The 12685-nt window shown below is 67.6% G+C and carries 15 protein-coding genes; 3 read left to right on the plus strand and 12 right to left on the minus strand.

The features are described 5' to 3' along the window. The 12 genes from ABZ348_RS13165 to ABZ348_RS13220 form a co-directional block, all read right to left on the minus strand. Positions 1-827: histone protein (locus ABZ348_RS13165; RefSeq protein ID WP_358932343.1), on the minus strand; the 827-nt coding region annotated here is incomplete at its 3' end. Continuing rightward, positions 820-1092 carry a gas vesicle protein GvpG gene (locus tag ABZ348_RS13170; RefSeq protein ID WP_358932345.1) on the minus strand — a complete coding sequence of 91 codons (273 nt, stop codon included), beginning with the start codon at positions 1090-1092 and terminating at the stop codon, positions 820-822. The genes ABZ348_RS13165 and ABZ348_RS13170, both read right to left, overlap by 8 nt. A gap of 2 nt (positions 1093-1094) precedes the next feature. Beyond that, positions 1095-1844 carry a GvpL/GvpF family gas vesicle protein gene (locus tag ABZ348_RS13175; protein WP_358932347.1) on the minus strand — a complete coding sequence of 250 codons (750 nt, stop codon included), beginning with the start codon at positions 1842-1844 and terminating at the stop codon, positions 1095-1097. 4 nt (positions 1845-1848) lie between these two features. Next, positions 1849-2310 (minus strand): gas vesicle protein GvpJ, encoded by a 462-nt coding sequence (gene gvpJ / locus ABZ348_RS13180; protein WP_358932601.1) that lies wholly within the window; start codon positions 2308-2310, stop codon positions 1849-1851. A gap of 27 nt (positions 2311-2337) precedes the next feature. Further along, complete coding sequence (locus tag ABZ348_RS13185; protein WP_358932349.1) at positions 2338-2658, minus strand: gas vesicle protein; 321 nt, start codon at positions 2656-2658, stop codon at positions 2338-2340. 345 nt (positions 2659-3003) lie between these two features. Next, a complete protein-coding gene (locus ABZ348_RS13190) occupies positions 3004-3168 on the minus strand; it encodes a CsbD family protein (protein WP_358932351.1) in 165 nt (54 codons plus the stop codon). 126 nt (positions 3169-3294) lie between these two features. Further along, complete coding sequence (locus ABZ348_RS13195) at positions 3295-5067, minus strand: transglycosylase domain-containing protein (RefSeq protein ID WP_358932353.1); 1773 nt, start codon at positions 5065-5067, stop codon at positions 3295-3297. Positions 5068-5614: 547 nt separating this feature from the next. After that, positions 5615-6832: an MFS transporter gene (locus ABZ348_RS13200; RefSeq protein ID WP_358932355.1), complete on the minus strand. Its 1218-nt coding sequence runs from the start codon at positions 6830-6832 to the stop codon at positions 5615-5617. A gap of 619 nt (positions 6833-7451) precedes the next feature. After that, positions 7452-8477, minus strand: coding sequence for an iron-containing redox enzyme family protein (locus ABZ348_RS13205; RefSeq protein ID WP_358932357.1), 1026 nt, complete (start codon positions 8475-8477; stop codon positions 7452-7454). Beyond that, the gene (locus tag ABZ348_RS13210; RefSeq protein WP_358932359.1) at positions 8474-8698 is read right to left on the minus strand and encodes a CDGSH iron-sulfur domain-containing protein; all 225 of its coding nucleotides are present in this window, start codon (positions 8696-8698) and stop codon (positions 8474-8476) included. The genes ABZ348_RS13205 and ABZ348_RS13210 overlap by 4 nt, the downstream gene beginning before the upstream one ends. A 22-nt stretch (positions 8699-8720) precedes the next feature. Continuing rightward, positions 8721-9401: a HemK2/MTQ2 family protein methyltransferase gene (locus ABZ348_RS13215; protein WP_358932361.1), complete on the minus strand. Its 681-nt coding sequence runs from the start codon at positions 9399-9401 to the stop codon at positions 8721-8723. 299 nt (positions 9402-9700) lie between these two features. Beyond that, complete coding sequence (locus ABZ348_RS13220) at positions 9701-9856, minus strand: DUF6131 family protein (RefSeq protein WP_358932603.1); 156 nt, start codon at positions 9854-9856, stop codon at positions 9701-9703. 330 nt (positions 9857-10186) lie between these two features. Here ABZ348_RS13220 and ABZ348_RS13225 point away from each other — a divergent pair, with 330 nt between their 5' ends. The 3 genes from ABZ348_RS13225 (at position 10187) to ABZ348_RS13235 (ending at position 12654) form a co-directional block, all read left to right on the plus strand. After that, positions 10187-10636, plus strand: a complete 450-nt coding sequence (locus ABZ348_RS13225) for an SRPBCC family protein (protein WP_358932363.1) — start codon at positions 10187-10189, stop codon at positions 10634-10636. A gap of 187 nt (positions 10637-10823) precedes the next feature. Beyond that, complete coding sequence (locus tag ABZ348_RS13230) at positions 10824-12008, plus strand: zinc-dependent alcohol dehydrogenase (RefSeq protein ID WP_358932365.1); 1185 nt, start codon at positions 10824-10826, stop codon at positions 12006-12008. Positions 12009-12051: 43 nt separating this feature from the next. Then, a complete protein-coding gene (locus ABZ348_RS13235) occupies positions 12052-12654 on the plus strand; it encodes an NAD(P)H-dependent oxidoreductase (RefSeq protein ID WP_358932367.1) in 603 nt (200 codons plus the stop codon). Positions 12655-12685: the final 31 nt, after the last annotated feature.

Consider the following 12685-nt stretch of genomic DNA (forward strand, 5'->3'; position numbering starts at 1 on the left):
GTCTTCTTAGCCGGAGAGGACTTCCTGGCCGCCGACTTCTTCGCCGGAGCCGCCTTCTTCGCCGCAGGCTTCCTCGCCGAAGTGGACTTCTTAGCCGGAGAGGACTTCCTGGCCGCCGACTTCTTCGCCGGAGCCGCCTTCTTCGCCGCAGGCTTCCTCGCCGAAGTGGACTTCTTAGCCGCCGACTTCTTCGCAGGGGCCGACTTCTTGGCCGCAGGCTTCTTGGCTGGCGTCGCGCGTCCACGGCGGCGTCGCGGCTCAGGTGTCTCCTCCGCCTCGTCCTCTTCTTCCTCCTCGTCCCATTCTTCGTCCTGCGGCTCTTCCTCTTCATACTCGTCTTCGGGCTCTTCGTCCTCGTCTACGTCCTCGTCTTCGGACTCTTCGTATTCGTCTTCGGGCTCTTCGTCCTCGTCTACGTCCTCGTCTTCGGACTCTTCGTATTCGTCTTCGGGCTCTTCTTCGTACTCGTCCTCGTACTCTTCGTCTCCGTCGTCCTCGCCCTCTCCGTTCGCCTGCTCGCTCAGCCGGGCAGTCCGGTCGCTGATGGCGTCCGCCAGAGAGCTCATGCCGCGATTCGCAGCCGCGGTCACCGCCTGCCGGCCCACGTCGAGGACTTCGCCCCTCAACTGGTCCTGCAACTCGGCGAACTGGGGCACCTCCCCCAGTCTCCTCATGCCCTCAGCGGCCAGCTCACGTGGTTCGAGGCCGAACCGACGGCCCGCCAGATAGGTCGCGACACTCAGTGCCAGACGCCCCTTCTTGGTCCGGCCCAGTACGTAACCGCCCACCAGCGCAGCTGCGAGCGTCACCTTGGCCTGGTCATCCATGGTTGTCACCTTCTGATGCTCGACGTGAACCGACCGGTTCGGCGCAGCCGTGGAGTCGGTCCAGCAGCCTTTCTTCCTCTGCTTCGAACTCCTCCCAACTGATGCACCCTTCATCGAGTTCTCGGTTGAGTTCGGACAGTTGTGCACGGATCACGGCGGGGTCGTGCAACTCGTGTTCGGCGGCGTCCTGAAGGCGTTCCGCGATCCACACCACGCCGTGGACCGGTGCGAGGGGGAGGAGAAGGATCCCGGAGATCAGCCCCATCCTCAGCCTCCGCCGATCAGTGCCGTCGGAGTCCGGGCGCCGACGAAGCTGTAGCAGGGCAGCGGGCCCGCGAGTCGGACTTCGAGATGGTCTCGATGGGTCTTCGCGAAGTGCTCGACCGTCGAGCTGAACCGCTCACTGGCCGCCCGTTCGACGAGGAACGAAACATTGAGGGCGCACCCCCGGACCTCGGGCCCCTCTGCCTTCGCGCGCGCCATCGGGGTGAGTTCACCCACCATGCGCCGTCCTGCCTCGGTCGCCCGACGGGACAGTGCAGCCACCACGGCCTCTCCCAGCCGCACACTCGCGTCATAGCCCGGGCGACGGCGGGCTTCTTCTCGCAGTCGTCGTACGGTGGTGTCCGCGGCGACCAGTGCGCCCAGCGCGTCGTGAGCCGGCAGGACCTTCACGTTCATCTCCAGATGACCCGCCAGCCGGTCCAAGGTGGCCAGATGGCCCGCCTCCTCGGTGGCCAGCTGGTCACGGAGGGTTCCCTCGTCCGGAGCGATCACGCCGAAGCGCATGGGCAGGACCGGGCCGTCTTCCGCCAGCCCCATCAGGAGTTCCTGGTGTGCGAGCAGGTCCCGGCGCCGGGCCCGCAGTCGCGCGGGGGCATCACTCACGACGGCGGCCACCAGTCCACTACGCACCGTGCGCACGGCCACCGCCGGGCCGCCGACACCGGTTGCGCCCCTGGGGGGTGTGGTGCCGGCCCGGACGATCGCGTAGACGGAGATGCCGTCGGTCGACATGTGATCACGCGTCCGCACGACGTCGCCGACCGGCACTGCTACGGGCCGGGGCGCGTCGCTTCTTCGGCCGCTCCTGCTCCTCGGCTTCGTCGTCGGCTTCGTCACCGTCGTCGTCGCCGCCCACTGCCTTGCGCACGGTGTCACCGACGGTCTCCGCCGCCCTGCGCACCTTGCGCTTGCCGATCGACTTGGCCGCGCCGCCGTGGAGCAGTTCGGGGACGGTGGTGCTGCCCGAGTCGCGTTCGAGGTCAAGCCGGTTGCACGCCTCGGCGAAACGCAGGTAGGTGTCCACGCTGGCCACGACGATCCGCGCGTCGATCTTGAGGATCTCGATGCCGACCAGCGAGACGCGAACGAAGACGTCGATCACCATCCCGCGGTCGAGGATGAGTTCCAGCACGTCGTACAGCGTGCCGGCGCGTGGTGGGCACGGGGCCACATCATCGGCGTAGGTCGTGGTCACGATGGTTCCTTCCCGCTCGGGCAACTCGGGCTACTCGTCCGCGGCGCCACGCCTGTAGCGGCGGACCCGGCGGTACTCCAGGAGATCGCCCCTCTGATCCAGTTGGACTTCGTAGGAGGCGAGCAGACTCGTGGTGTCCGGAATGCGGGCCACTTCGAGGACGTCCACGACGACGCACCAACCGTCGTCGGAGCGGCTCACCGCAGAGACGCCTTCGGTGGGGTGGTCGATCAGTCTTTCGAGGCTTTCGCAGGCAGCCCGGGCAGCATGCTCGGGCCCCTTCGCTGGCGCGGTCCTTCTCTTCGACCCCGCAGAAGGACGGCCGGTGCGCACTCCACTGTGATCCGCCATGGTGACCAGTCTTGTCACTGTGGCGCGCCTCGCATCTTTTGCGGGGCTGACCGTGTAGAGGAGGGGTTGTGGGGCAGCCCTGGCCCACTGGCCACGGCCAAGACCAGGACGCCCCGGCCGCTTCGCGGGGCTTCGTGGCCCACCGTGACTCAGTGGGCGCCCTCTCGCGTCGTACGGGCACGGCCGAAACGGGTACTGGCCCGGACCGACCGTTCCTCAACCAGCCTGGCGTACGTTCACGGATTCATCGGCCGCGAGAGGGATCAGGGGCGTCCGACCGTGTCGGCGTCGGCCGGCGACGGCTCCGAACCCACCGTGACCGGCCGTATGTCACCGGTTGAGTGTCTAGTGCTTGCCCTGTCGACGGGCCTTTTCCGTCATTTCCTCTGCCTTGCCCGCGACCTGCTCGCCACGCCCCTTGGCCTGCTGGCCCTTGTCGCCGGTGACCTTCCCTGCCGTCTCCTGGAGCTTGCCCTTCACCTGCTTTGCCTTGCCCTTGCCGGTTGCCATGACGAGTCTCCTTTCACTGCACCTCCACCCTCTCGCTCCGATCTGGCTCCTGCAAACGACCGACGCCCGACCACGGCCTGGCTCCTGCAAACGACCCACGCCGGACCACGACCCGAGACAGCGACCTCATGGGCCCTCGGAGACGTCCGCCGGGGCCGGTGAAGACGCCGTCATCTGCTGGTACTCCTCCCAGATCAGCGGCGGGAAGGCGCTGCCCCGCTCGGAATCGGGGCCTCCCACGCCCTGCATGGGCAGCAGATTCGGTACGTCGGGCTTCGTGCGGAACATCGCCACCGAGGTGCTCAGTTCATCCGTGGCGCCGATGAACCAGGCCGATTTCATACGGTCCTTCGGGCCCGTCTTGCCCGCCCAGGCCGGAAAGGCGGGCTTGCGGGCCTTCGACTGTCCGACGGTGATCCGGCCCACCTGGCGGAGCGCCGCGCCGACGATCGAGGCGACCTCGGAACTCATCGCCCTTCGGCTTTCGGCCAGGTCGAAGCCGCCCACGGCGATGCCGTTCTGCTCGACCTTGGTCACCGAGTAGGGCTCGGTGGCCCGGCCCTCGTTGACGAAGGTCGTGTAAGCACTGGCCAGCCGGACAGCGCTGGGGGTGGAGGTGCCGATCGAGAAGGTCGGTTCCAGTTTGGCCATGCTCTCCTCGCGCAGTCCCGATGCGACCGCGAGTTCCTTGACCTTCTTCAGCCCGATCTTCTTGCCGATCTCCACGAAGGGGGTGTGGTCGGAGGTCACCAGGGACGAGAAGAGGCTCATGGGCTGGATCGGTGCCGCCGTCGGCAGGGGCCGCAGGGGGTGCGGGCCGAGGTCGTCGACGGCGCGTTGTCTGTCGGCGAACCCCTGCTCAAGGGCGGCTGCGTACACGAACGGCTTGAAGGTCGATGCGGCAGGGACACCCGAGGTGTCCGCGTTGTTGCTGAAGTGCTTGATCGCGTCGGGGCCTCCGTAGACCGCGACGATCGCCCCGTCCTTGGGGCGTACCGAGGCGGCGCCGACCTGCACATGGTGGTCGTCCGGGCGCGTCCTCGGATCCAGGTGGTCCGCGCGCACCTTCTCGACGGCTTGGGCCAGCGCGCGCACCTTGGGCTTCTCGAAGGTGGTGTGGACGCGGTAGCCGCCACCTGCGAGGTCCTTGTCGGTGAGCGAGCTGCGGCTCCTGATGTACTTGTTGGCGATGTCGACGAGATAGCCGATCTGCCCGGCCTGGCTGGTCGGCTTGACAGGGGGCTTCGGCTCGGGGAACTGCTTGTACTTCGCTCGTTCCTCGGCGCTCATCGTGCCCGTTTCGACCTGCCGGTCCAGGATCCAGCTCCAGCGGTCCTCCGCCCGTTCGCGATTGGCGGGACTGAGTGACGGGTCCAGGCTCTCCGCACCCTTGAGGACGGCGGCGAGCAACGCGCCCTGCGCGGGGTTCAACTCCTTGGCGGGGATGCCGTAGTAGGCGTAGGAGGCGGCTTGGATGCCGTAGGCGTCACGGCCGAACCACGAGGTGTTGAGATAGCCCTCAAGCACCTCGGACTTGGGGCGCTGATTGCTGACCTTCAGGGAGAGGAAGAGTTCCTTCACCTTGCGCTGGACGGTCTGGTCCTGGCTGAGATAGGTGTTCTTCACGTATTGCTGGGTGATCGTGGAGCCGCCCTGGGTCTCCTTGCCCCTGACGATGTTGGCGGCTGCGCGGGCGATGCCCTTCAGGGAGACGCCCGAGTCACTGTAGAAGTCGGCGTTCTCCGCCGCGATGACGGCCCGTTGGACGGATTCGGGCACCTGGGAGAGGGTGACGTCCTGCCGGTTCACATCCCCCACGCTCACCATTCGACTCCCGTCCGCCCAGTAGTAGACGGTGGCCTGCCGGCGGGCGGAGTCATGCGCGTTCGGGATCTCCACCTGTACGTAGATGATCGTGAAGAGGCCGGCGAGGGTGCCGGTTAAGAGCAGGAACAGGCCGGAGGTCAGTTTCCAGGAGGGCGTCCAGCGCCGCCAACCCCGTAGACCGCTTCTGGGGAAGTCGATGCGGAGGCGCCGGCCGGTCCGGGCGGCCTTCCTCGGGCTGTCGGCCCTGCCCGATGGAAGGAGGCCCGATGGAAGGAGGCCCGATGGACGGCGCCTGTGCTTAGAGCCCTCCGGCCGTTGCGGGCTGCCGCCGCGTTCCGAGATCCCGGCCTGTTCCGGGCCTCTCGTGCGGTTCGGGGTTCCGGTGCGGTTCGCGTGACGACGGCGGGGGAGCCTCATGGGGTGTGCGGACCTCCTCGGTCACGAACCGTCACTTCCAAGCGGTGACGGGTTCGGCCGGGATGATGGTCAGACCGCGGTCGCGGTTGGGTCGTTCACCAAATCTCCATATGTGACGAGGGGTTTCCGAGGGGCGGGATGATGCAGTTGACGGTGGTCCCGGACCGATGACCTCGCTCGGATGGATCCGCGTGGGTGCCGCTCACTCGGTCCTGCGCAGATTGCGTATCGCCGGAACGGCGAGCAGCAGCAGGACGGTGACCACGAGCATTCCCGAGGAGAAGAACAACACGGGCACCGCACCGACCCAGAGCGCTGCGGGTCCGGCCGCGATCTGTCCCACCGGCCGCATGATGACCGATCCCGCGACGTCGTAGGCGTGCACCCTGCCGAGTATGTCGGGAGCGATCTTGGTCTGCACGCTCGAATGGAACATGACCAGCCAGAACGCCGCACCCACACCCCACAGGGCGTAACCGAGGGCGAGCATCGGCGGGGAGAGCCGCAGGGCCACCGCGAGGATGCCGAAGACCGTGCCGGCCATGGCGATGGCGCCGGCCCGCAAGGGGTGGAGCGGTCTGAGACGTACGGCGACGAGCCCGCCCAGAACGCTCCCGAGGCCGAACATCGACATGATGAAGCCGAGCGCGCTTTCGCCGTGTTCGAGGGTGATGAGGCTCTGCCCGAGGACGACGAACGGGCCGTTCACGGTCGCCTGGTAGAGCATGAAGATCACGATGACGCCCCAGAGCCAGGTGCGCGAGGAGAACTCCCGCCACCCCTGCACAAGGTCGCGACGGAGGGAGCTGCGCTGTGTCGACCGGTGAATCTTCAGACGGAGTGCGAGCAGACAGGCGGCGCTGATGCCGAAGGTCGCGGCATCGATGAACAGGACGACGGCGACGGACGAGAAGGCGAGGAGCAGCCCGGCGAGGGCGGGTCCGGCCACCGTCATGAGCGACTCGGCGACACGAATCGCGGCGTTGGCCTTCTGGACGTCACGGGCGGTCCGTGGAATGACGCTCACATAACCGGGTTGAAAGGCGGCCGTACCGATCCCGCCCAGGGCGAGGAGCGTGACGATCAGCCAGAGACTGGGTTTGCCCAGGGCGAAGGAAGCGGCGAGGGCTACGTGTAGGACCAGCCGGGCCAGATCCGCGACGATCATGACCCGCACGGGCGTGAACCGGTCGACGAGGACTCCGCCGAAGATCACGAAGAGCGCGAACGGTGCAGTGTGGGCGGCGAGTGCGTACCCCACGCCGATCACGCCGTACCCGGCCTGGAGCACCGCCACCGTGATCGTGGTGGGTATGAGCATGTGATCGCCGAGCACGGACACGGTCCGCGCGGCAAAGAGGAGCGTGAAGTTCCGGGACCAGAGTTGCTCGGGCAACTGAATCTTTTCGACGGTGTGCACCACCAGGAGCGTTCCTATCCTCGGGAGGTGGAGAACTGACTCGACCCGGCCGACAGCTCAAGCGGTCGCGCCGGGGAGGGATTCGAGGATGGACAGGAGCATGAGACGGAGTCGCCGATGTGGAGTCCGTGAAAACCAGGCCCGAATCCGAACTCGGGAGCGGATCCGAACCTGACTGCTCTAGCTGCGCAGTTGAGTCTGAAAAGCCATGTGACGGGTTCGCGGACGGGGAATCGGTCACGTAACTGCGCGAGATCCACTCTTGCCGCCTCCAGGCCGGGGTACGGGAGGGGACTCCACCACGGTCGCCCCGGTGCTTCGAGCATGGGGACGACGACGACATGAGTCAAAGGAATTCATGTCGTCGTCGCCGTGGAGTGGCTTCGAGTTAGATCCAGGAGCGGCACCGCCACCGCCCCACTCACGCCGGGGAGTTGGCCTGCGGGCTGCGGGCTGCGGGCTGCGGGCTGCGGGCTGCGGGCTGCGGGCTGCGGAGGCAACTCGCCGTTCGGTGCATACGGTACGGTCACGGGGCCGGCCGCGGAACGGCTCTGATCAGTGGTTGTTCAGGTACCAGCGCGCGGCGGACGGTCACCACGGCGGAGAGGACGGGGGTGCTTCACAGCGGGGTGCGCAGTGAGGTGCGGCCGTCGCGCCAGGCGGTGAGGAGATGTGCGCCGAGGCGGGATTCGGTCCATTCGGTGGCGTCGATGCCGAAGGCGATGTCCTGATCGAGGGAGGGTTCGGATTCGAGGAGGCCGCCGATGACGTCCCGGCGGACGATCTGCTCGTGGACCGCGTCGGCTTCGACGTGTTCGGCGTAGAAGTGGACGGCTGCGGGGCCCGCGCCGACGCGCTGGAGGCCGTGGGCGAGACGCCGTGAGCCGGGCGATGAGGTGATCTCCACCGCCGCGAAGTGCCCCACCAGTGCTCCGCGCAGGGCACGGTGCAGTCCGAACAGGGACATCAGATTGACGACGGTCAGCATGTCGGCGGCGGCTGCGTCGACGTACCTCCCGTAGGCGGTGCTCAGGCCGAGGTCCGCCATCAGATCGGCGAAGAGGCGGGCGTGGATGCGTTCGGCCCGGCCGGCACCGAACTCGTCGTACTCCACCGCCACCATCGCGGCCTTCGCCCGGCCCGTCAGCCGCGGAATGACCCACACATGTGGGTCGGCCTCCTTCAGGTGGTAGAGGGAGCGATGGGCCGCGTACTCACGGAAGTGCCACAACTCCCCCTGCTCCTTGAGGAAATGGGAGGGGCCACCGCCGTCCCCGGGGTCTGCGGGTTCGACGAGGATCTCCGCGAGAGCCTCCCCGGAACTCCTCGGCGGCCCGACGTCGGCGCGGAGCGCGCTCAGGAAGCGGTGCTCCAGCGCGGCCCGCAGTCGTAGGAGACCGGGCTCCCACTCCCATCCGGAGTCGACGCCTGCGAAACCGCGGTAGTGCTGTTCGTAGCAGAGGTGGAGGGCCAGTTGCAGATCATCGCCATACGGGTCCGCGCCCGCGGTGTCCAACTCCTCGGGCAGGGCCGCCCCGGCCGGACGGGCCAGTGCCTGCAAGACGGTGTGGGACAGCTCTCCCCTGCTCTGTGGCAGTGCGGCGGCTGTGGCTGTGGCGGTGGTGTGCGTTGCGGGGGCGGTCATGCGGTCCGCCTCTTCTCCCGGCGGCGGTGGCTGGTGTCGCACCAGGGGAAGGACCGGCTGCGGCGGCAGACGCAGAGTGCAACGGTGAAGCGGTCCGACACTGCGGTGGTCCCGTCGTCGAGGACGACCTCCACCGGTCCCTCGACCAGGAGCGGCCCGTCCTTCGTCAGTGTGACGCGGGGCGGGCGCCAACCGGATCCATCCGGAACCGGTTGTTTCACGGCTTCCTTCCCAAGCTGCTGGTCAGTGGGTCCGTTCGGCACGGATGATCACCAACTCTTCCTTCTCGTCGCCGGCCTCGATGAGCCCCCGATGCCGCAGCCAGGCGAGGCGGGAACGGAGTACAGGACCGAACGGCACATGACGTCGGTCGGTCACACTGGCCCGCAGACCCGACCGTTCCAGTCCTGCGAGTGTCGGTGGGATGCCGCACAGGGCGGAGTGCACCATCAGCAGTACGCCACCGGGGCGCAGTGACATGTGCGCGCTGCGGCAGATCCGGTTGAGCAACAGCCTTCCGTCAGCGCCGGCGTCCCAGGCCACTGAGGCGCTGTGGCGGCGCGGAACGGTCCGGTGAGTGGGGACGTAGGGAGGGTTGCTGACGATCAGATCGAACCGACGGCCGGTGACCGGGGTGAACAGGTCGCCGTGGAGGACCTCGACGGGCAGGCGGGCGAGCCGGGCGTTGAGCCGCGTGGTGAGGACGGCCCGATAGGTCGTATCGACGGCGGTGACGCGTGCACCTCGGCGAGCCGCGGCCAGGGCGAGCGCCCCGGCACCGGTTCCCACATCGAGGACCGCAGCACCCGCCGCCATGCGCTCCCGTTCCAATGCCTGGGCCAGCAGCAGTGTGTCCTCCTGCGGCGTATACACCGTCCAGGGGGCCAGTGTCCGGCCGTCTCTGCTCTGAATCTGCGTCGTCACACCGAGCACGCCTACACCTCGCAGCCTGCGCCCCGCGTCTGACACCGGACGCACCCGTCGGGCGGTGCGGTGTAGGGGGCGCTCCGCGGGCGAGCCTCATGCGGCACACCCGTCCAATGCGTCACCCGTCCGCCTGCCCTGCGAAACGGCTCTCACACGAGGGGACGGGGTTCCACGATTGCCCCGCGCGGGCCCGCCGGGTGTCGCCCGAGCGTTGGGCAGCGGCTTCACCGGGCACAGGGAAGGATCGAATCCTGCCCGGACGGTGACAGCGGGTCCGGCGGGGGACGGCGTTCTGGTCACCAATAGTGCCGCCGGCCTCCGACTGCGTGCCCCAGGGCTCCCAACGCCCAGAGCACCACACCGATGGCCAACAGGATGATTCCGATGGTCCACAGGACGCCTATGCCTGCCACCAGGCCGATGACCAGGAGTATGAGCCCGAGAATGATCATGGTGTCTCCGATCATGGAGCACGACCCCCTGCTCCCAGAGTTCACCCGTTCTCACCGCAGCACAACAGGGGCACCCCGCAGAGGCCGGCCTCCGGGCTCCTCACAAACGGCCCACCACACCCTCGATGGACCCGCACACCGTCGATGGACCCGTACACCCCTCGATGCGCCCGCATCAGCTCGTGCCATGTCAGCTCGTGCCGTGTCAGACGGAACAACGCGGGTACCCGCTGATCTCACCCGTTCGACAGCAGAGCTCTTCAGCGAAGCGCGACAGGAAAACGCAACAGCAGGGTTCAGCGACAGAGTGCGATGACAGAAGGAGTGGGCATGTCGAAGATCGAAGAGTCCGTAGAGGTTGCTGTGCCGGTCCGTACCGCCTACAACCAGTGGACCCAGTTCGAGGAGTTCCCGCAGTTCATGGACGGTGTCGAGCGCATCGAGCAGCGGACGTCGACACTGACGCACTGGGTGACCAAGGTCGACGGGGTGGGTCGCGAGTTCGACGCGGAGATCACCGAGCAGATCCCCGACGAGCGGGTCGCCTGGACCACGGTGGCGGGCGAGGTCCGCCAGGCCGGGGTCGTCACCTTCCACCGCCTCGATGACAGGCACACGAAGGTCATGCTCCAACTCGATCACGACCCCCGGGGCATCGCGGACACCGTCGCCGACAAGCTCGGCTTCGTCCGCCGTCAGGCCAAGGGCGACCTGAAGAACTTCAAGGAGTTCATCGAGGCACGCGGCGCCGAAACCGGCGCCTGGCGCGGTACCGCCTGAGTCAGCGCCCGTACCGCGCAAGCCCATGCATCCTGCAACGGAATGCACGCACATGCACACAGATACACCTTCCCCACCGTGTGTTAGTCACCTCTTTGACCATATTTATTGAGGTTTGCCGGTATGGAAGGGCGGGGAACGTGGCCCCGAGGAGCCGGGAACCGCGGGAATCCGACAAGGAGGCACCATGAGGGCTCTGACCTGGCACGGAAAGCGCGATGTACGAGTCGACACGGTCCCGGACCCAGAGATCCAGGACCCCACCGACATCATCGTGAAGATCACCTCGTCCGGGATCTGCGGATCGGATCTCCATCTGTACGAGGTCCTCGGCCCCTATCTGGACGAGGGGGACGTCCTCGGCCACGAACCGATGGGGATCGTGGAGGAGATCGGGCCCGAGGTCACCGCCCTCTCGGTCGGGGACCGGGTGGTGGTCCCGTTCAACGTCTCCTGCGGTACGTGCTGGATGTGCGGGCAGGGCCTGCACTCGCAGTGTGAGACCACGCAGGTCACCGAGTACGGCACGGGCGCCTCCCTGTTCGGATTCTCCAAGCTCTACGGCCAGGTGCCCGGCGGGCAGGCGGAGTACCTTCGCGTCCCGTTCGGAAACACCCTGCCCGTCAAGGTGCCGCACGGACCGCCGGACGACCGGTTCGTCTATCTGTCCGACGTGCTGCCCACCGCCTGGCAGTCCGTGCAGTACGCCGACATTCCGCCGGGTGGCAGCGTCACCGTCATCGGACTGGGCCCGATCGGCGACATGGCCACCCGCATCGCCCTCCACCAGGGCGCGGGCCTGGTCATCGGCGTCGACCTCGTACCCGAGCGGCTGGCCCGCGCCCGCGCGAACGGCGTCCACTCCCTGGACCTGGGCGAACACGGCAAGGACCTCGCCGAAGAGATCCGCAGGCTCACCCACGGGCGCGGCACCGACGCGGTCATCGAAGCCGTCGGCATGGAAGCACATGGTGGACACGTCGCCAGGACGGCCCAGCGGTTCGCGGGTCTGCTCCCGGACGCCGTCGGGGCGAAGGTGATGGAGCACGCCGGGCTGGACAGCATGGTCGCGTTCCAACTGGCCGTCGACGCGGTACGTCGCGGTGGCACTATCTCCGTCGTCGGCGTCTACGGCGGCGCCATCGACCCCGTACCGATGCTGACCCTCTTCGACAAACAGATCCAACTGCGCATGGGCCAGGCCAACGTCAAGCACTGGGTCGACGACATCCTTCCGCTGCTCGACGACGCCGATCCACTGGGCGTGGACGGCTTCGCCACCCACCGGCTCCCCCTCGAAGAGGGTCCGCAGGCGTACAGGACCTTCCAGAACAAGCAGGACGGCATGGTCAAGACCCTGCTCACTCCCTGACACCCGACCCACGTCCATCCCCACTCACCGACCCGGAGGTTCGATGCCGCGCGCCCTGGCACTCGTCTGTACGCTCACCCCCTCGCCCGACCGTTCCAGCAGCCATCACCTCGCCGAGCAGGTGATGGCGGAACTCGCCGCCCTCGGTGTCCCGGGCGAGACGGTGCGAGTGGCAGACCACCACGTACGGCCGGGGGTCGCCCGTGACATGGGCGAAGGCGACGCCTGGCCGGGGTTGTGGGAGAAGGTCATGGCCGCGGACATCGTCCTTCTTGCCACACCGATCTGGCTCGGTCACCCCTCCAGCCTCTGCCAACGCGTCCTCGAACGACTCAACGCGGACATCTCGGAGACCGACGACCAGGGACGACAACTCTTCACCGGGAAGGTCGGAGCGGTCGCCGTCGTCGGCAATGAGGACGGTGCCCACAAGGTGAGCGCCGACCTCTTCCAGGGCCTCAACGACCTCGGCTTCTCCCTCGCCCCGGGCGCGGTCACCTACTGGGTCGGCGAAGCCCAACAGGGCACCGACTACCAGGACCTCGACGAGACCCCCGAGGCCGTCGCAGCCACCACCCAAACCCTCGCAGCCAACGCCGTCCACTTGGCGAAGCTCCTCGGGGAAGCCCCGTACCCGCCCGCCTGAGCCACAGCACAGCACGATCGGGCCCGCAGCG

The sequence above is a fragment of the Streptomyces sp. NPDC005963 genome (assembly GCF_040638655.1).
GTDB lineage: Bacteria > Actinomycetota > Actinomycetes > Streptomycetales > Streptomycetaceae > Streptomyces.

Bases quoted from the DNA above. Each gene is read 5' to 3' on its own strand.
- ABZ348_RS13230 (WP_358932365.1), top strand. From the start codon at position 10,824: ATGAGGGCTCTGACCTGGCACGGAAAGCGCGATGTACGAGTCGACACG.
- ABZ348_RS13235 (WP_358932367.1), top strand. From the start codon at position 12,052: ATGCCGCGCGCCCTGGCACTCGTCTGTACGCTCACCCCCTCGCCCGAC.
- ABZ348_RS13185 (WP_358932349.1), bottom strand. From the start codon at position 2,658: ATGGCGGATCACAGTGGAGTGCGCACCGGCCGTCCTTCTGCGGGGTCG.
- ABZ348_RS13170 (WP_358932345.1), bottom strand. From the start codon at position 1,092: ATGGGGCTGATCTCCGGGATCCTTCTCCTCCCCCTCGCACCGGTCCAC.
- ABZ348_RS13225 (WP_358932363.1), top strand. From the start codon at position 10,187: ATGTCGAAGATCGAAGAGTCCGTAGAGGTTGCTGTGCCGGTCCGTACC.
- ABZ348_RS13220 (WP_358932603.1), bottom strand. From the start codon at position 9,856: ATGATCATTCTCGGGCTCATACTCCTGGTCATCGGCCTGGTGGCAGGC.
- ABZ348_RS13190 (WP_358932351.1), bottom strand. From the start codon at position 3,168: ATGGCAACCGGCAAGGGCAAGGCAAAGCAGGTGAAGGGCAAGCTCCAG.
- ABZ348_RS13205 (WP_358932357.1), bottom strand. From the start codon at position 8,477: ATGACCGCCCCCGCAACGCACACCACCGCCACAGCCACAGCCGCCGCA.
- ABZ348_RS13175 (WP_358932347.1), bottom strand. From the start codon at position 1,844: ATGTCGACCGACGGCATCTCCGTCTACGCGATCGTCCGGGCCGGCACC.